This is a genomic window from Streptomyces sp. NPDC046821, assembly GCF_040645335.1.
In the GTDB taxonomy this organism is placed as follows: domain Bacteria; phylum Actinomycetota; class Actinomycetes; order Streptomycetales; family Streptomycetaceae; genus Streptomyces.
This window is the reverse complement of record NZ_JBEYYB010000002.1, coordinates 292381-309404: the sequence shown is the minus strand read 5'-3', so window position 1 is coordinate 309404 and position 17024 is coordinate 292381. Positions and strand designations below refer to the sequence as shown.

Annotated in this window: 19 protein-coding genes; 7 read left to right on the top strand and 12 right to left on the bottom strand. The window is 69.9% G+C overall.

Annotated elements, in window-relative coordinates; translation table 11 throughout:
* The first annotated feature begins 34 nt into the window (after positions 1 to 34).
* The 3 genes from ABZ893_RS04985 to ABZ893_RS04975 all read left to right on the top strand — a co-directional run bounded on the left by ABZ893_RS04985 (position 35) and on the right by ABZ893_RS04975 (position 1579).
* A complete protein-coding gene (locus ABZ893_RS04985; RefSeq protein WP_361396876.1) occupies positions 35 to 586 on the top strand; it encodes a DUF1697 domain-containing protein in 552 nt (183 codons plus the stop codon).
* Complete coding sequence (locus ABZ893_RS04980) at positions 579 to 947, top strand: nuclear transport factor 2 family protein (RefSeq protein ID WP_361396873.1); 369 nt, start codon at positions 579 to 581, stop codon at positions 945 to 947. Before ABZ893_RS04985 ends, ABZ893_RS04980 begins: the two co-directional genes overlap by 8 nt.
* Before the next feature lie 62 nt (positions 948 to 1009).
* Complete coding sequence (locus tag ABZ893_RS04975; RefSeq protein ID WP_361396870.1) at positions 1010 to 1579, top strand: TIGR03086 family metal-binding protein; 570 nt, start codon at positions 1010 to 1012, stop codon at positions 1577 to 1579.
* Here the strand turns inward: ABZ893_RS04975 and ABZ893_RS04970 are convergent.
* The 12 genes from ABZ893_RS04970 to ABZ893_RS04915 all read right to left on the bottom strand — a co-directional run bounded on the left by ABZ893_RS04970 (position 1576) and on the right by ABZ893_RS04915 (position 11814).
* Positions 1576 to 2325 carry a sirohydrochlorin chelatase gene (locus tag ABZ893_RS04970; RefSeq protein ID WP_361396868.1) on the bottom strand — a complete coding sequence of 250 codons (750 nt, stop codon included), beginning with the start codon at positions 2323 to 2325 and terminating at the stop codon, positions 1576 to 1578. The two genes, ABZ893_RS04975 and ABZ893_RS04970, sit on opposite strands and share 4 nt — an antisense overlap.
* Before the next feature lie 5 nt (positions 2326 to 2330).
* Positions 2331 to 3254 carry an ABC transporter permease gene (locus ABZ893_RS04965; RefSeq protein WP_361396865.1) on the bottom strand — a complete coding sequence of 308 codons (924 nt, stop codon included), beginning with the start codon at positions 3252 to 3254 and terminating at the stop codon, positions 2331 to 2333.
* Entirely contained in the window at positions 3241 to 4032 is a 792-nt protein-coding gene (locus ABZ893_RS04960; RefSeq protein WP_361396862.1) for an ABC transporter ATP-binding protein, read from the bottom strand. Before ABZ893_RS04960 ends, ABZ893_RS04965 begins: the two co-directional genes overlap by 14 nt.
* 48 nt (positions 4033 to 4080) lie before the next feature.
* Positions 4081 to 5199 carry an aliphatic sulfonate ABC transporter substrate-binding protein gene (locus ABZ893_RS04955; protein ID WP_361396859.1) on the bottom strand — a complete coding sequence of 373 codons (1119 nt, stop codon included), beginning with the start codon at positions 5197 to 5199 and terminating at the stop codon, positions 4081 to 4083.
* Positions 5200 to 5417: 218 nt separating this feature from the next.
* Positions 5418 to 6779 (bottom strand): GTP-binding protein, encoded by a 1362-nt coding sequence (locus ABZ893_RS04950; RefSeq protein WP_361396856.1) that lies wholly within the window; start codon positions 6777 to 6779, stop codon positions 5418 to 5420.
* Between the two features lie 2 nt (positions 6780 to 6781).
* Positions 6782 to 7720, bottom strand: coding sequence for a sulfate adenylyltransferase subunit CysD (gene cysD, locus ABZ893_RS04945; protein ID WP_361396854.1), 939 nt, complete (start codon positions 7718 to 7720; stop codon positions 6782 to 6784).
* Positions 7717 to 8283, bottom strand: a complete 567-nt coding sequence (cysC, locus tag ABZ893_RS04940; RefSeq protein ID WP_361396851.1) for an adenylyl-sulfate kinase — start codon at positions 8281 to 8283, stop codon at positions 7717 to 7719. Before cysC ends, cysD begins: the two co-directional genes overlap by 4 nt.
* Complete coding sequence (locus ABZ893_RS04935) at positions 8283 to 8996, bottom strand: phosphoadenylyl-sulfate reductase (protein WP_361396848.1); 714 nt, start codon at positions 8994 to 8996, stop codon at positions 8283 to 8285. The genes cysC and ABZ893_RS04935 overlap by 1 nt, the downstream gene beginning before the upstream one ends.
* Complete coding sequence (locus ABZ893_RS04930) at positions 8993 to 9172, bottom strand: hypothetical protein (protein WP_361396845.1); 180 nt, start codon at positions 9170 to 9172, stop codon at positions 8993 to 8995. The genes ABZ893_RS04935 and ABZ893_RS04930 overlap by 4 nt, the downstream gene beginning before the upstream one ends.
* Entirely contained in the window at positions 9169 to 10866 is a 1698-nt protein-coding gene (locus tag ABZ893_RS04925) for a nitrite/sulfite reductase (RefSeq protein WP_361396842.1), read from the bottom strand. The genes ABZ893_RS04930 and ABZ893_RS04925 overlap by 4 nt, the downstream gene beginning before the upstream one ends.
* Before the next feature lie 123 nt (positions 10867 to 10989).
* Positions 10990 to 11073, bottom strand: a complete 84-nt coding sequence (locus ABZ893_RS04920; protein WP_315877410.1) for a putative leader peptide — start codon at positions 11071 to 11073, stop codon at positions 10990 to 10992.
* 165 nt (positions 11074 to 11238) lie between these two features.
* Positions 11239 to 11814 carry a GNAT family N-acetyltransferase gene (locus ABZ893_RS04915; RefSeq protein WP_361396839.1) on the bottom strand — a complete coding sequence of 192 codons (576 nt, stop codon included), beginning with the start codon at positions 11812 to 11814 and terminating at the stop codon, positions 11239 to 11241.
* A 112-nt stretch (positions 11815 to 11926) separates the two neighbouring features.
* Between ABZ893_RS04915 and ABZ893_RS04910 the strand changes: the two genes are divergently transcribed.
* The 4 genes from ABZ893_RS04910 to ABZ893_RS04895 all read left to right on the top strand — a co-directional run bounded on the left by ABZ893_RS04910 (position 11927) and on the right by ABZ893_RS04895 (position 17020).
* On the top strand, positions 11927 to 12982 hold the full coding sequence (locus ABZ893_RS04910; protein ID WP_361396836.1) for a M4 family metallopeptidase: 1056 nt from the start codon (positions 11927 to 11929) through the stop codon (positions 12980 to 12982).
* 187 nt (positions 12983 to 13169) lie between these two features.
* Positions 13170 to 14723: a hypothetical protein gene (locus ABZ893_RS04905; protein ID WP_361396833.1), complete on the top strand. Its 1554-nt coding sequence runs from the start codon at positions 13170 to 13172 to the stop codon at positions 14721 to 14723.
* 294 nt (positions 14724 to 15017) lie between these two features.
* Positions 15018 to 16058 (top strand): ABC transporter permease subunit, encoded by a 1041-nt coding sequence (locus ABZ893_RS04900; protein WP_361396830.1) that lies wholly within the window; start codon positions 15018 to 15020, stop codon positions 16056 to 16058.
* A 98-nt stretch (positions 16059 to 16156) separates the two neighbouring features.
* Complete coding sequence (locus tag ABZ893_RS04895) at positions 16157 to 17020, top strand: carbohydrate ABC transporter permease (RefSeq protein WP_361397698.1); 864 nt, start codon at positions 16157 to 16159, stop codon at positions 17018 to 17020.
* Positions 17021 to 17024 lie beyond the last annotated feature (4 nt).

Sequence of the window (17024 nt, the reverse complement as noted above, 5' to 3'; positions counted from 1 at the left end):
CCACGGGGCACGGCGGCCGCCTAAGGTGTCCCGCATGGCGACAAAGGCGTACGCGGCACTGCTCCGCGGGATCAACGTGGGCGGCAGCAAGAAGGTCCCGATGGCGCGGCTTCGTCCCCTCGTCGAAGGGCTCGGCTGCGGCGACGTACGGACGTATCTGCAGAGCGGGAACGCGACGTTCACCAGTGACCACGGCGGTGAGGAGTCGCTCGCGGCCGAGATGAGCGCGGCGATCGAGAAGGAGTTCGGCTTCGACGTGGACGTCATCGTGCGCGACCACGCGTACCTGAAGTCCGTCGTCGACGCGTGCCCGTTCCCCGCGGACACCCTCGAAGGCAAGCAGCTGCACGTCACGTACTTCTCCGCGCCGGTCGACCCCGAGCGGTTCGCCTCCGTCGACCGGGCCGCGTTCGCCCCCGAGGACTTCAGGCTCGGCGCGCGCGAGCTGTACCTCTACGCCCCCGACGGCCTCGGCCGCTCCAAGCTCGCCGCCCAGCTGTCCCGGCCGGGCCTCAACAAGGGCCTGATCGCCACGTCCCGGAACTGGAACACCGTCGTCAAGCTCGCGGAGATGACCGGTGCCTGAGCCCGACCCCGCCGTCGACGCCGCCATCGAGGGCGAGCTGCGGCTCCTCGACCCGGAGGTACGCCGCTCCCCGGAGCTGACGGGCGCCCTGCTGCACCCGGACTTCTTTGAGTTCGGTGTCTCGGGCCGCCGCTGGGACCGCGCCTCGATCATCGCGGACCTGTCCACGTCGACCGAACCGGGCGCGCGCCCCCTGACGGTGTCCCGTATGAAGGGCGTACGTCTCGGCCCCGACCTCGTCCACCTCACCTTCGACACCGACCGCAACGGCGTCTGCGCGCACCGCAGTTCACTGTGGCGGCGGCACGGCGAGGACTGGCTCCTCTACTTCCACCAAGGGACGCCGTTCAGCCGGGAATGAGCCCCGCGCCGGTGTCGCGTTTCTTCAAGCCGCCGGCGGCCCCGGCGCGCGAAGCTCCACGTATGGAAAACACGCACACCGCCATGAAGGAATGCGCCGCAGAGGCCGCCAGGGTCGCCCGGGGCGTGACCGAGGCACAGCTGCCCGAACCGAGCGGATGCGGCGACTGGGACGTACGCACCCTCGTGAACCACCTGGTCCTCTACACCTCGCACGGCCTGGAACACCGCGCCCTGCGCAAGACGCTCCCCGACGACCTCACGGCCCGCGACTTCACCGCCGACGGCGACTGGGCCGGGACGTACGCCACCCAGCTCGACAAGGCCGTCGCCGCGTGGTCCGACCCGCAGGTCTGGGAAGGCGAGATCGACCTCGGCTTCGCGCAGACGCCCGCACCCGCGATCGCGGAACTCCTCATCGCGGAACTGGCCCTGCACGGCTGGGATCTGGCCCACGCCACCGGCCAGGACTACGACGTGTCGGACGACACGGCGCGACTTCTGTACGGCGTCATCGAGGCGAACGCCGAGGAGTACCGCCAGTACAAGGGCTTCGCCGAGCCCGTCCCGGTGCCGGAGGACGCGCCTCTGTTCCACCGGGTCCTCGCCCTGAGCGGACGCGACCCGCGCTAGGCGCCGAGGGCTACCAAGTCCCGTACGGCCGCCGCCTCGTAACGTTCGACGAGGAGGCGGGCGACCTCGGGGGCCGGGCCCAGGACGTCGGCGAGGACGTCCGCGTCGGCCGCGCCCCGGGCGATGCGGTCCGGGAGGAAGCCGGGCGCGAGGACGTAGGGGGCGACCGCGATCCGGCGGACGCCCTCCGCGCGCAGCTGCGCCACGGCGTCCTCGGGGCGGGGCAGAGATGCGGAGGCGAACGCAGGCCGCACGGCGCACCAACCGGTGTGCCGCCACTCCCGCGCGATTTCAGCGATCACTGCGATCGCCTCCGGGTCGGTGGAGCCCGCCGAGGCCAGGACGACCCCGGTCGTGGGCTTGTCGGCCGGGGTGAGCCCGGCCTCGTACAGACGGCGTTCGAGGGCCGCCGTCAGCAGTGGTGAGGGGCCGAGCACCTCGGTCTGGCGGATGCGCAGCCGGGCCGGGGCCTGCCGCAGGACCGCAGGGATGTCGGCCTTCGCGTGGAACGCCCGCGTAAGGAGGAGGGGGAGGGCGATGACGTCACGCACCCCCTCGGCCGCCAGGGATTCCAGGACTCCCTGCACCGAGGGCACGTTGAAGTCCAGGAACCCCGTCTCGACGCGCAGCCCCGGCCGCAGCGCCCGCACCGCTTCGACCAGCGCGTGCACCGTCGCGGCATGGCGCGGATCGCGGCTGCCGTGGGCGATGACGAGCAGGACGGGGCGGGCGGGGTGCGGACGCATGGTGCTCAGCTCCTCACGAGGAGGCCGCGGCCGCGCAGGACGCGCCGCTCCAGCGGGCTGAAGATCAGCAGATCGATGGCGATGCCGACGATAAGGATCAGGAAGATGGCGAGGAACACCATCGACATGGAACTCGCGTTGCGGCCGTTCTCCAGGAGCTGGCCGAGGCCGACACCCAGGTCGGGCGACGACGCGATGATCTCGGCGGCCATCAGCGAACGCCACGAGAACGCCCAGCCCTGCTTCAGGCCCGCGAGATAACCGGGCAGCGCGGCCGGGAGCACGATGTGCCAGGTGTGGCGCAGGCCCGTCGCCCCCAGGGTGTGACCGGCCCGCAGGAACAGCGGCGGCACCTGGTCGACGCCCGACACGAGGCCGTTGGCGATCGACGGGACGGCGCCGAGCAGGATCACGGCGTACATCATCTTGTTGTCGAGGCCCAGCCAGATCACGGCCGGCGGGACCCAGGCCACCGACGGCAGCGACTGGAGGCCGGACAGGATCGGGCCGATCGCCGACCGGATGAACCGGACGCGGGCCACGACGAGACCGAGCGGGGTGCCGATCGCGAGGGCCAGCAGGAAGCCGAGCAGGCCGCGCGACACGCTCGTCCAGATGTAGTCGAGGAGCGTCCCCTCCAGCCACGCCTTGGACACCTCGTCCCACACCGCGGACGGCGAGGGCAGCTTGCTCGGGTCGGTGACGATCTTGAACGAGATCAGCGCCTGCCACACCACCAGGACGAGGAGCACCGCCGTCACCGGCGGAAGCACCTTGCGCACCAGCGTCTGGCGCAGCGGCGTACGGGTGGTCTGCACCGTCTCCAGGGCGTCGAGCCCCGCCTCCAGACCCGCCAGGTCCTGACCGGACTCCGTGTCCGTGACGGCGCCCGTGTCCTTGCTCGCGGTCGTCGTCTCAGTGCTGGCCATGACGGCGGATCTCCCCACGCAGTTGTTCGGTGATCTCGACGGACAGTTCCGCCACGGCGGTGTCCTCGATGCGGCGCGGCTGCGGAATGCCGACCCGCCACTCGTGCGCCACGCGGCCCGGCCGCGACGACAGCAGCACGACCCGCTCCGCGAGCCGCACCGCCTCACGGACGTTGTGGGTGACGAACAGGACGGAGACGTTCGTCTCGCGCCAGATGCGCGTCAGCTCGTCGTGCAGCACGTCGCGCGTGATGGCGTCGAGCGCGGCGAACGGCTCGTCCATCAGGAGAAGCTGACTGTCCTGCGCGAGCGCGCGGGCCATCGCCACGCGCTGGCGCATACCGCCGGACAGCTCGTGCACCCGCTTGCCGTGCGCGCCGCCGAGCCGGACGAGCTCCAGGAGCTCCTCGGCCCGCGTGCGGCGGTCGGCCTTCGGGACGCCCCGCAGCTTCAGGGCCAGTTCGATGTTCTTGCCCGCGGTCAGCCACGGGAAGAGGGCGTGCTCCTGGAACATCAGGGCCGGCCGGCCCTGCGTGGTGATCTCGCCGGACGAGGGCTTGTCGAGCCCGGCGACCAGGTTGAGCAGCGTCGACTTCCCGCAGCCCGAGGCTCCCAGGAGGGTGACGAACTCGCCTGGAGCCACGTCGAGCGTGATGTCGTCGAGGACGAGCTGCTGCCCGGCGGGCGTGGCGAAGGACTTCGAGACGTGCTCGATCCGCGCGGCATGGCCAGTGGTCCGATCGCCGTCCACCGCGGCCTTGGCGAGGGTGGTTGCCATGGTCGTCACCTCCTGGGAACTCAAGTGATTACGGGCTGGTCGACGCGGTTACTTGACGCCGAGGCCGGCGTCGTCGACCGCGCTCTTGCCTTCGGTCTTGAGGACCTTGTTGAGCGGCGCGAGGTCGTAGATGCCCTTGAGGTCGGGCTTGTCCAGGAGCCCGGCCTTCACCGCGTGGGCCGCCTCGGCGTCGAGGGTCGAGGCCAGCGGGTCGTCGATGAACCGGATGGACTTCCAGGCCGGGTCGAGGATGTTCGCGGGCAGCGCGGCGCCGGTGTCGGCCTCGAGCTGCTTGTTGGCCGCCGCCTTCGCCTCGTCCGGGTGGGCGTTGATCCACGCGTTCGTCTTCACCGAGCCGCGCAGCACGGCCGCGACGATGTCCGGGTGCTGCTTGAGGAACTGCTGCCGCACGATGATGTTCGTGATCACGAACTTCTTGCCGGGCCACAGGTCGGACTCGTCGAGCAGCACTTTCGCGCCCTCGGCGACCAGCTTGGACGCGGTCGGCTCGGGGGCCCAGGCGCCGTCGATGGAGCCGGACTTGTAGGCGTCCGGGGTGATCTTGTTGTCCGTACGGACCACGGAGACGTCGCCCTTGCCGCTGTTGGCGTCGACCTTCCAGCCCTTTTCGGCGATCCAGTTGAGGAACGCGACGTCCTGGGTGTTGCCGAGCTGCGGGGTGGCGATCTTCTTGCCCTTGACGTCGTCGAGGGACTTGATCTTCTTAGGGTTCACGACGAGCTTCACACCGCCGGACGCCGAACCGCCGATGATGCGCAGGCTCTTGCCCTGGGACTTGGTGAAGCCGTTGACCGCGGGGGACGGGCCGATCCAGCCGATGTCGATGGCGCCCGCGTTCAGTGCCTCGATCTCGGACGGGCCCGCGTTGAACGTCGCGTACTGGGCCTTCGTGCCCTGGAGCTCCTTCTGGAAGAAGCCCTTCTGGTTGCCCACCAGGGCGGTGCCGTGCGTGAGGTTGCCGAAGTAACCGATCTTCACTGTGTCGGCGGAGAGCTTCTTGCCCTTCGCGACGGTGTTCGCCTGGCCGGAGGCGTTGTCCTTCGCCTCGGAGCCGTAGCCGCAGGCCGTCGCGGCGAGCGCGAGGAGCGGCAGCGCGGCGACGGCGGCGAGGCCGCGGCGCCAGGAGGCGGAAGAAGTGACAGGCACGGGAGGTGGTCCTCTCGTTGGCCCGGCGGTCACGGACTCATTCCGTGGCCGGGAAGTCGGCGGGTTTTCGCTTGCGTACGAACAAGTGGGCGCGCAGGCAGTGCGCGTACGTCAGCACGCACATCGCCCGACCCCGCCCTGGCCCGCGCCGAGGGCGCCGCTGCCGACACGGCCGCCCTCCTTCGCGAACGTCGCATAGACGTCGATGGGTGTCATGACTAGAAGTCCCAGCCTTCGTCGTCGGAGGCCTGCGCGGCCTCGTCCGCCTGCGTGGCCCGCGGCTTGCCGCCGCCGAACGCCTCGCCCGCCATGCCGGCGGCGAGCGTCGTGCCGTCCGAGGGGTCGATCAGCAGGAACGAACCGGTGCGGCGCGAGTCGGCGTAGTCGTCGAGCGCGATCGGCTCGGCGGTACGGATCTTGACGCGGCCGATGTCGTTGGCGACGAGCTGACCCGGCTCCGGGTGGTCCGAGAGGTCGTCGAGGGTGAGCCGCGAGGGGATCTCCTTGACGATCGCCTTGACCGTGCGGGTGGTGTGCTTGAGCAGCACCCGCTGGCCGACGGCGAGGGACTGGTCCGCCACGTGACACACGGTCGCCTCGATGTCCTGCGAGGTCGCCGGGGCGTCACCGCTCGGCACGATCAGGTCGCCGCGCGACACGTCGATGTCGTCCTCCAACAGGAGGGTCACCGACTGCGGCGTCCACGCCACGTCGACCGACTGGCCGAGCAGGTCGATGCCGGAGATCTTCGACGTACGCCCGGACGGCAGGACCGTGACGGACTCGCCGACGCGGAACGTGCCGGCCGCGATCTGGCCCGCGTAGCCGCGGTAGTCGGGGTGCTCGGCGGTCTGCGGGCGGATGACGACCTGGACGGGCAGGCGCGCGTGGCAGCTCGTCAGGTCGTGGCTGACCGGGACCGTCTCCAGGTGCTCGAGAACGGTCGGGCCGCCGTACCAGTCCATGTTCGCGGACGGCTCCACGACGTTGTCACCGGCGAGCGCCGAGATCGGGATCGCGGTGATCTCCGGGACGCCCAGGTCGGACGCGTACGCCGTGAACTCCTCGGCGATCCTCGCGAAGACGGACTCCTCGTAGTTCACGAGGTCCATCTTGTTGACGGCGAGGACGACGTGCGGGACGCGCAGCAGCGCGGCGACGGCGGCGTGCCGGCGGGTCTGCTCGATGACGCCGTTACGGGCGTCGACGAGGACGACGGCGAGGTCGGCGGTGGACGCGCCGGTCACCATGTTCCGCGTGTACTGCACGTGACCCGGGGTGTCGGCCAGGATGAACCGGCGGCGCGCGGTCGCGAAGTAGCGGTACGCCACGTCGATCGTGATGCCCTGCTCACGCTCGGCCCGCAGACCGTCCGTGAGGAGCGCCAGGTCGGGGGCCTCCTGGCCGCGGCCGAGGGACACCCGCTCGACGGCCTCCAGCTGGTCGGTCAGGACCGACTTGGAGTCGTGCAGGAGCCGGCCCACGAGGGTGGACTTGCCGTCGTCGACGGAACCGGCCGTGGCGAAGCGCAGCAGGGTGGTGGCCGACAGGCCGGCCAGCTGCTCGGTGGTGCTGGTCATGTCTAGAAGTACCCTTCGCGCTTGCGGTCTTCCATCGCGGCCTCGGACATCTTGTCGTCGGCGCGGGTCGCGCCCCGCTCGGTGAGCCGGGAGGCGGCGATCTCGGCGATCACGGCGTCCAGCGTCGTCGCGTCGGAGTCGACGGCGCCGGTGCAGGACATGTCGCCGACGGTGCGGTAGCGGATGAGCCGCCGCTCGACGTTCTCGCCCTCCTTGGGGCCGCCCCACTCACCGGCGGTCAGCCACATGCCGGCGCGCTGGAAGACGTCCCGCTCGTGCGCGAAGTAGATCTGCGGCAGTTCGATGTCCTCGCGGGCGATGTACTGCCACACGTCCAGCTCGGTCCAGTTGGACAGCGGGAAGACGCGGACGTGCTCGCCCGGCGCGTGGCGGCCGTTGTAGAGCTGCCACAGCTCGGGGCGCTGGCGGCGCGGGTCCCACTGCGAGAACTCGTCACGCAGGGAGAACACGCGCTCCTTGGCGCGGGCCTTCTCCTCGTCACGGCGCCCGCCGCCGAACACGGCGTCGAACTTCTCGCTCTGGATCTTCTCCGTGAGCGGCACCGTCTGCAGCGGGTTACGGGTCCCGTCCGGGCGCTCCTTGAGGGCGCCGCGGTCGATGTACTCCTGCACGGATGCGACGTGGAGGCGCAGACCGTGCTCGGCGACGACGCGGTCGCGGTACTCGATGACCTCGGGGAAGTTGTGGCCCGTGTCCACGTGCAGCAGCGTGAACGGCACCGGCGCGGGCGCGAACGCCTTCAGCGCCAGGTGCAGCATCACGATGGAGTCCTTGCCGCCGGAGAAGAGGATCACCGGCCGCTCGAACTCGCCCGCGACCTCGCGGAAGATGTGCACGGCCTCGGACTCGAGGGCGTCCAGGTGAGAGAGGGCGTACGGGCTGTCGGTCTCCCCGCCCGTGATGGGTGCGACGGTCGTCATGAGAGACCCCTTTCGGTGAGCAGCGCGTGGAGCGCGGCCGCGGACTCCTGCACGGTCTGGGTGTGCGACTCGATGCGCAGGTCGGGCGCTTCCGGCGCCTCGTACGGGTCGTCGACCCCGGTCAGCCCGGAGATCTCGCCCGCGGCCTGCTTCGCGTACAGGCCCTTCACGTCGCGCACGGAGCACACCTCGACGGGGGTGGCGACGTGCACCTCCAGGTATCCGGTGCCGCCGGCCTGGTGACGCTTGCGTACGGCCTCGCGGCTGTCCGCGAACGGCGCGATCACCGGGACGAGCGCCAGCACGCCGTTACGGGCGAGCAGTTCGGCGAGGAAGCCGATGCGCTGCACGTTCGTGTCGCGGTCCTGGCGGCTGAAGCCGAGGCCTGCCGACAGGAACTCGCGGATCTCGTCGCCGTCGAGCACCTCGACCTTGCGGCCCTCGGCACGCAGCCGGCCGGCCAGTTCGTTGGCGATCGTGGTCTTGCCGGCGCTCGGCAGACCCGTGAGCCAGACGGTGGCTCCGGTCACTTGCTTCTCCAAAGTCTCTGTGGTCCCGGTCATCAGCCGTGGAGCCCGCACTCGGTCTTGTTACGTCCGGCCCAGCGGCCCGCCCGCGCGTCCTCGCCCTCGGCGAGACGCCGGGTGCAGGGGGCGCAGCCCACGGAGCCGTAGCCGTCCATGAGCAGGGGGTTGGTCAGCACGCCGTGCTCGGCGACGTACTTGTCGACGTCGTCCTGCGTCCAGCGGGCGATCGGCGAGACCTTGACCTTGCGGCGCTTCTCGTCCCAGCCGACGACCGGGGTGTTCGCCCGGGTCGGGGACTCGTCGCGGCGCAGTCCCGTGGCCCACGCGGTGTACGAACCCAGGCCCTCTTCGAGGGGCTTGACCTTCCGCATCGCGCAGCACAGGTCGGGGTCGCGGTCGTGCAGCTTGGGGCCGAACTCGGCGTCCTGCTCGGCGACGGTCTGCCGGGGCGTGAGCGTGATGACGTTCACGTCCATGACGGCCTCGACGGCGTCGCGGGTGCCGATGGTCTCGGGGAAGTGGTAGCCCGTGTCGAGGAAGACGACGTCCACACCGGGGCGGGCGCGCGACGCGAGGTGCGCGACGACCGCGTCCTCCATGGAGGAGGTGACGCAGAACCGCTCGCCGAAGGTGTCGACCGCCCAGGTGAGGATCTCCAGGGCGGACGCGTCCTCCAGGTCGCGCCCGGCCTGCTCGGCGAGCTCACGCAGTTCGAGCTCGGTCAGGCCGGCTGCCTGAGTGACGGTCATATCTCTTCCCCTCCACCGTCGTTGACCTGCACACCCCGGGACAGGAGCCCCAGGAACTTCAGCTGGAAGGCCCGGTTGCACGCCCCGCACTCCCACGCGCCGTGACCCTGCTCGCTCGGACGCAGGTCCTCGTCACCGCAGTACGGGCAGTAGAAAGGGGCCGCCCGCTCGCTCACGACAGCGACTCCTCGGACGCGCGCGTCGTCCACGTGGCGAAGCGCTCGCCCTCCTCGCGCTCCGCCTGGAAGCGCTTGAGGACCCGCTCGACGTAGTCGGGCAGCTCGGCCGCGGTCACCTTCAGGCCACGGACCTTGCGGCCGAACCCGGCGTCGAGGCCGAGCGCGCCGCCCAGGTGGACCTGGTAGCCCTCGACCTGGTTGCCGTTCTCGTCCAGGACCAGCTGCCCCTTGAGACCGATGTCCGCCACCTGGATACGGGCGCAGGCGTTCGGGCAGCCGTTGATGTTGATGGTGAGCGGCTCGTCGAAGTCCGGGACGCGGCGCTCCAGTTCGTCGATCAGCGAGGCGCCGCGCGCCTTGGTCTCGACGATGGCGAGCTTGCAGAACTCGATGCCGGTGCAGGCCATCGTGCCCCGGCGGAAGGGCGAGGCGTTGACCTTCAGGTCGAGCGCCTCGAGCCCCGCCACCAGCGACTCGACCTGGTCCTCGGCCACATCGAGCACGATCATCTTCTGCTCGGCCGTCGTGCGCAGACGGTCCGAACCGTGGGCGCCCGCGACCTCGGCGATCTTGGTGAGGGTCGCACCGTCCACGCGGCCGACGCGCGGCGCGAAGCCCACGTAGAAGCGGCCGTCCTTCTGGCGGTGCACGCCGAGGTGGTCGCGCCAGGTGCCGGCGGGCTGCTCGGGCGCGGGGCCGTCGACCAGCTTGCGCTGGAGGTACTCGTCCTCCAGGACCTGGCGGAACTTCTCGGTGCCCCAGTCGGCGAGCAGGAACTTCAGGCGGGCACGGGTGCGCAGGCGGCGGTAGCCGTAGTCACGGAAGATGCCGATGACGCCGCCCCACACGTCCGGGACCTCGTCGAGCGGCACCCAGGCGCCGAGGCGCTGGCCCAGCTTGGGGTTGGTGGACAGGCCGCCGCCGACCCAGAGGTCGAAGCCGGGGCCGTGCTCCGGGTGGTTCACACCGACGAAGGCGATGTCGTTGATCTCGTGCGCCACGTCGAGCTGGGGCGATCCTGAGATCGCGGTCTTGAACTTGCGGGGCAGGTTCGAGAACTCGGGGTTGCCGATGAAGCGGCGGTGGATCTCGTCGATGGCGGGCGTGCCGTCGATGATCTCGTCGGCGGCGACACCGGCGACGGGGGAGCCGAGGATCACACGGGGCGTGTCACCGCAGGCCTCGGTCGTGGACAGGCCGACCGCCTCGAGGCGCCGCCAGATCTCGGGCACGTCCTCGATACGGATCCAGTGGTACTGGATGTTCTGCCGGTCGGTGATGTCGGCGGTCCCGCGCGCGAACTCCTCCGAGATCTCGCCGATGACCCGCAGCTGCTCGGTGGTCAGCCGGCCGCCGTCGACGCGGACGCGGAGCATGAAGTACTCGTCGTCCAGCTCCTCCGGCTCCAGGATCGCGGTCTTGCCGCCGTCGATGCCCTGCCGGCGCTGGGTGTAGAGCCCCCACCAGCGCATACGGCCGCGCAGGTCGTTGGGGTCGATGGAGTCGAAACCGCGCTTCGAGTAGATCGTCTCAATGCGTGTCCGCACATTGAGACCGTCGTCGTCCTTCTTGAACTGCTCGTTGCCGTTGAGCGGCGTGAAGTGACCCGCGGCCCACTGGCCCTCGCCGCGGTGACGGCTCACCTTGCGGCGCGGCGCGGCGGTCGTGGGCTTTTCGGGGGTGGCAGCCATGGGTGTACGTCCTTCAAGCGGGCGAGCGACTAAGGGGACAGCGCTGACCTGCACACTTCGCGGCAAGGGCGCGGCGGTGCGCAGAGCGGCTGTACGAAAAGGGATGCGGCGGTGCTGAGTGGATCAGCGCGCCGGACACATGGCGCTGGACATGCGGCCGAGGTCGACGTGACGCCGACTCACCAAGGCAATTCCAGCTCGAGACATGACGGAAGCGTGGCACGGGACTTTAGACTCAGTCCACCACCGTCCATATAGCGGACGAGAATGTCTCACATCGTGGGCAAGTGTGGTGCGTGTCACTGGAGAGTAAGGGAAAGGGGCGCCACGGTCACCCGGGGCGCCCCTCATGATCTTGCGGAGTCTCTCCTCTTACGCGGCGTACGCCCCGGGCCACGGCCCCGGCGTCGCCGTCACGGACTCCTCCTCCACCTTCGTGTCGAAGAGGCGGAAGCCGCGCCGCTCGTAGTTCGCCATCGCGTGCTCACCGTCCTTGCTGCATGTGTGCAGCCAGACCCGCTTCGTCGGCGTCCGCTCCGGCCACCGTTCGGCCAGGTCCCACGCGCGCGCCACTCCGTACGACAGAAGGTGCCCGCCGATGCCGCGCCCCCGGAAAGCGGGGATGAGGCCGAAGTAGACGATCTCGACGACACCGTCGTCCTGCGCCTCCAGCTCGACGTACCCGGCCGGCGTCCCCTTCTCGTACGCCACCCAGGTCTCCGTGCCCGGCCGCCCCACGACGTCCTGCCACTGCGCGTACGTCCAGCCCAGCCGGTCGGTCCAGAGGATGTCGCCCCCGACGGACGCGTACAGGAAGCGGCTGAACTCCGGCGAGGGCACCTCGGCGCGCATGACGCGGACGTCGTCGCCCTCGGGTGCGGCGGCCGGCAGGAGGTCGGTCGGAGCGGTCTGCTCCAGGGACCAGGTGGTCACAACGATGTTGCTCATGCGCGTCAGGCAATCACGAGGGCCCACACCCTGGCGAAAGGGGTCCGGGATACGGGAAGATCCGGCCGCACGACGCCACCCCCACCGCGTACGACGCACCCGGAGGACGTTCATGCCCCGCAGGACAGCTCGCCGCACACCCCGCGGTCTCCTCGCCACGGCCATCGCCACCGTGGCCCTCGCGACCCTCGCCGCACCGGCATCCGCCGGGACCGGCGCGCAGGCCGCCGACCCGCAGGCCCGGGTCTTCATGGTCAACCCCGTCCAGTCGTCCGGCGACCAGACCCTCACCGACGCCAAGGACTCCGCGGCCGCGGTGCCCACCTCCGCGTACGCCCTCGCGAGCCTGCGCAATCTCGACGGAAGCGGTGGTCTCTCCGGCAAGTGGGCCACCGTGAGATCGAACACCGGCGGCGCCGCCAAGGTCGCTGACGCGGCGTCGTACGACCGTCATGACGACCAGTTCGAGCAGGTCATGGCGTACTTCTGGATCAACGAGGCGCAGGAGTACCTGCAAGGCCTCGGCTTCGGCAGCGAACTGCCCGGCGCCAACGACCGGGCGCAGCCGGTGCGCATCGACCAGTGGGGAGCCGACAACTCCTTCTTCACCGACAAGAAGGCCGAGATCCGCTACGGCAAGGGCGGTGTCGACGACGCCGAGGACGCGGAAGTGATCGTCCATGAGTACGGACACGCCGTCCACAACGCGCAGGTGCCCGGCTTCGGCACCTCCGAGGAGGCGGGCGCGATCGGCGAGGCCTTCGGCGACTATCTCGGCGTCGAGGTCGGCTCGGCCGCCGACGCCAAGTACGGCTGGCCGCGCAAGACCGACCTCGCCTGCGTCGCCGACTGGGACTCGGTCGCGTACACGAACACGACCCCGCACTGCCTGCGCCGCGTCGACACCGGCAAGACGTACGCGGACAAGGTCGGCGAGGTGCACGCGGACGGCGAGATCTGGTCCCGGGCGCTCTTCGACATCCGCAACACGCTCGGCGCCCGCACGGCCGACCGCATCATCGTGAACGCCCAGTTCGGCTTCGCCCCCGACACGAGTTTCAAGGACGCGGCCCTCACGACGGTCGCGACGGCGCAGAAGATGTACGGGACGAAGGCGGCGGACGCGGTGCGCGAGGCGTTCCAGGCGAGGGGGATCCCGGGCGTGTGAGCGCACCTCTTCCGTGAGCCGGCAGTCCCTCCGTGAGCCGGTACGCCTCCGAAAGTCGGCGGTCCCTCCGTAAGTCCATGGATCCGGGTCCTCAGTCCATGGAGTAGGGCGCGGCGGGGCGGCACGCTCTGTGCCACCCGCCGGGTTCGCTCTCCACCGGCACCCGCCACCACTTACGGAGGTAGTCATGAGACGCAGCGCAAGCACGGCGCTCGCCGTCCTCTGCGCCGCGGCCACGGCCGCCGTCACGGCCCTCGCGTCCGCCCCCGCCGCCGCGGCCGCCCCGCTCAAGTCCCGCGCCCACTACGTCGACTGCGAGGCGAAGTCCGGCCCCGAGAAGGGCACGGTCAAGCTGCCGTGGCGGTCCCTCGCCGCCGTCAATGCGCAGCATCTCGGCCCCGGTGACCAGGTGCTCCTCAAGCGCGGCACCCACTGCACCGGCACGCTCGCCCCGGACGGCGCCGGCGCCCCGGGCAGCCCCGTTCGCATCGCCACGTACGGCACCGGGGCGAAGCCGGTGATCGACGGCGCGGGCGCCACCGACACCGTGCTCCTGCGCAACACCCAGTGGATAGAGGTCTCAGATCTTGAGATCACCAACGCGGCGAACCCGGGCACCAAGCGCCGCGGCGTGCGCGTCGTCCTCGACGACTACGGCACCGGCACGCACTACCGCCTCAGCGGCCTCGACATCCACGACATCCGCGGTGACGACACCAAGGACAACAACGGCTCCGCGGGCATCCTCTTCTCCGTCACCGGCTCGGCGAAGGAGACCCACTACGAGGACGTGGTCGTCGAGAACAACACCCTCAAGACCATCGACCGCGAGGGCATCTTCTTCGCGTCCAGCTGGAACCAGCGGCCCGCGATCAGCGGCTACGACCCGAACGGCCCGCACTGGGTCCCGTCCACGGGCGTCGTCGTACGCGGCAACAAGCTCAGCGACCTCGGCGGCGACGGCATCGTCATGACCGCCACGAAGGGCGCCCTCGTCGAGCACAACAAGCTGGACGGGTTCCAGCGCCGCTCCGCCGGTTACAACGCGGGCATGTGGCCGTGGGACGCGGACGACACCGTCTTCCAGTACAACGAGACCTCCGGCGGCGAGACGACCCGCGACGGCATGGCGTACGACGTGGACGAGGGCTCCTTCGGCACCGTCTTCCAGTACAACTACAGCCACGACAACGCGGGCGGCTTCTTCCTCGTCTGCACCGCCGACGGCAGCCTCGGCGACGCGGTGATCCGCTACAACATCAGCCAGAACGACCACTTCCGCGGCATCGAGACCTGCCGCGGCACGTTCTCCGGCGTCCGCTTCCTGAACAACACGATCTACGTCGGTGACGGCGTCAGCCAGACCGTCGTCAACGAGAACACGACCAACCGGCACGAGATCGGCTTCGACAACAACATCGTCGTGAAGGAGGGCACGGGCACCGCCGCCTTCACGCTCCGCTCAGGCGGAGTGACCGCGTCCCACAACGCGCTCTACGGCGTCGGCTCCGTACCGGCCAACCCCGGCGGCACGACGGCCGACCCGCTCCTCGCGGCCCCGGGCACGGCCACTGGCTACACCGACGCCGGAGCGGCCTACACCCTGCGCGCGGGTTCGCCCGCGATCGGCACCGGCGCGCCCCTGGCCGACACGGGCACCCGCGACTTCGCCGGCAACCCGGTCACCCCGGGCACGGACCCCAACATCGGCGCGTGGAACGGCAGTTCAGCGACCCGCTGACACCCGGCACCCACCCTCGCCCCTACCCCCGGGAGACCCCTGGGGGCAGGGGCGTTTCACGTGCGGCTCCCGACGTGACGGACAAGGCAGCTGTGTCCGTAACGTGCGCGTTTCATGCGCGAAGCTGCAAGAACTAAATAGTTACCGATCAAGTCTTGTCATCGATCTGGGCGCTGACGCAAGATTCCGGTACCTCGCCGCCGGGCAAGTCCCCGCGAGGTCACCGGTGAAACAACCCCCGCTCGCCACTCGACGCAGGAGGTGAATGTGTCGGCCGCCGCGTCCGCATCGCCCATGCCCACATCGCACAACCCGCCCGACCAACAGCACGAGGACCCCGGGACAACGGGCAGGAAGAAGGCGTCCGGCACACAGGGAACGCAGGGAACACAGGGGAAACCGGGGAGGAAAGGGCGGAAGCCCGCCGGCAAGCGCCCCCTGCGCGAGCGCCTGCGCAAGGACCGCACACTGCTCCTGCTGTGCGTGCCCGGCATCCTCTACTTCGCGGTCTTCTTCTACCTGCCGCTCGCGGGCAACAGCATCGCCTTCCAGGACTACCAGCCCTATCTCGGCTTCAAGGGAAGCCCGTTGGTCGGCTGGGACAACTTCACGGCCCTGCTGGGGCAGCCGGAGTTCTGGACGAGCGTCTGGAACACGCTGGAGATCAGCGCCGTCCAGATCGTCCTCTACTTCCCCGCGCCGATCGCCCTCGCGCTCTTCCTCAACTCGCTGATCAGCAACAAGACCCGGCGCCTCATGCAGACCGTGGTCTACCTGCCGCACTTCCTGTCCTGGGTCGTGGTCGTCGGCATGTTCCAGCAGATCTTCGGCGGCGCGGGCACGGTCTCCAGCTACCTGAACGAACACGGTCTGCACGTCGGCAACATCATGAACAACCCCGACACGTTCATGTACCTCGTCACCTCCCAGAACGTCTGGAAGGACGCCGGCTGGGGCGCGATCATCTTCCTCGCCGCGATGGCCTCCATCGACACCTCGCTCTACGAGTCGGCGGCGATGGACGGCGCGGGCTGGCTGCGCCGCATGTGGCACATCACGCTGCCCGGTATCCGGCCCGTCATGGTCATGATGCTGATCCTTCGCCTCGGCGACATCCTCTCCGTCGGCTTCGAGCAGATCCTGCTCCAGCGCGACAACGTCGGCCGCGACGCCTCCGAAGTCCTCGACACCTACGTCTACTTCCACGGTGTCGTCGACGGCGACTGGGGCATGTCCACCGCCGCCGGCCTGATGAAGGGCGTCATCGGCTTCGCCCTGATCGTCGCCGCCAACAAGTTCGCGCACCGCCTCGGCGAGCAGGGGGTCTACCAGTGAGCGCCGCGCCCGTACCGACGTCCACCACCCTGCGCCGCGAGAGCCGTGGCCGGGCCGGCAGCACCAGACGCCGCGGCTCCGCCGAGCGGCCGGCCTGGATGGAACAGCCCAACCCGGCGGCGCAGACGCTGAAGTTCGTCGTCATGATCGCGATGGTCGTGGCGGTCGGCTACCCGTTCCTGCTCGCCGTCGGCACCAGCCTGTCCTCCAAGGCCGAACTCGCGGCGAACGGCGGCTACGTCCTCTTCCCGGACCACCCCACCCTGGAGGCGTACCGGGTCGTCCTGTCCGGCGGCGTCATCACCCGCGCCACCCTCGTGAGCGTCGGCGTCACGGTCGTCGGCACCGCGCTCAGCCTGCTCTGCACGATCGCGCTCGCCTACGGCCTGTCCCGGCCGCGCACCTTCGCGGGCAAGCCGCTGCTCCTGATCGTCGTGGGCACGTTCCTGTTCACCCCGGGCATCATCCCCAACTACCTGGTGGTGCAGGAGCTGGGCCTGCTCGACACCTACGGGGCGATGATCGCGCCGATCCTGCTCAACGCGTTCAACATCATCGTCGTGCGTGCCTTCTTCCAGGGCATCCCCGACGAGCTGCACGAGGCCGCCCGCCTCGACGGCGCCGGCGAGATCACCATCCTGTGCCGGATCGTGCTGCCCCTGTCGAAGGCAGTCGTCGCCGTGGTCGGCATGTTCTACGCGGTGACGTACTGGAACAGCTTCTTCAACGCGATGCTCTACATCAACGACCCCGACAAGCTGCCCCTCCAGGTGGTCCTGCGCAGCTACGTCCTCCAGGGCGACACCTTCAACGCGAAGGCGCTCGGCGTGAGCGTGCTGCCCGCCAGCACCGCCCTGTCGATGGCCGTGCTCATCCTCGCGGTCCTGCCGATCGTCGCGGTCTACCCCTTCCTCCAGAAGTACTTCGTCAAGGGCGTCCTCACCGGCGCCGTCAAGGCCTGAGCCG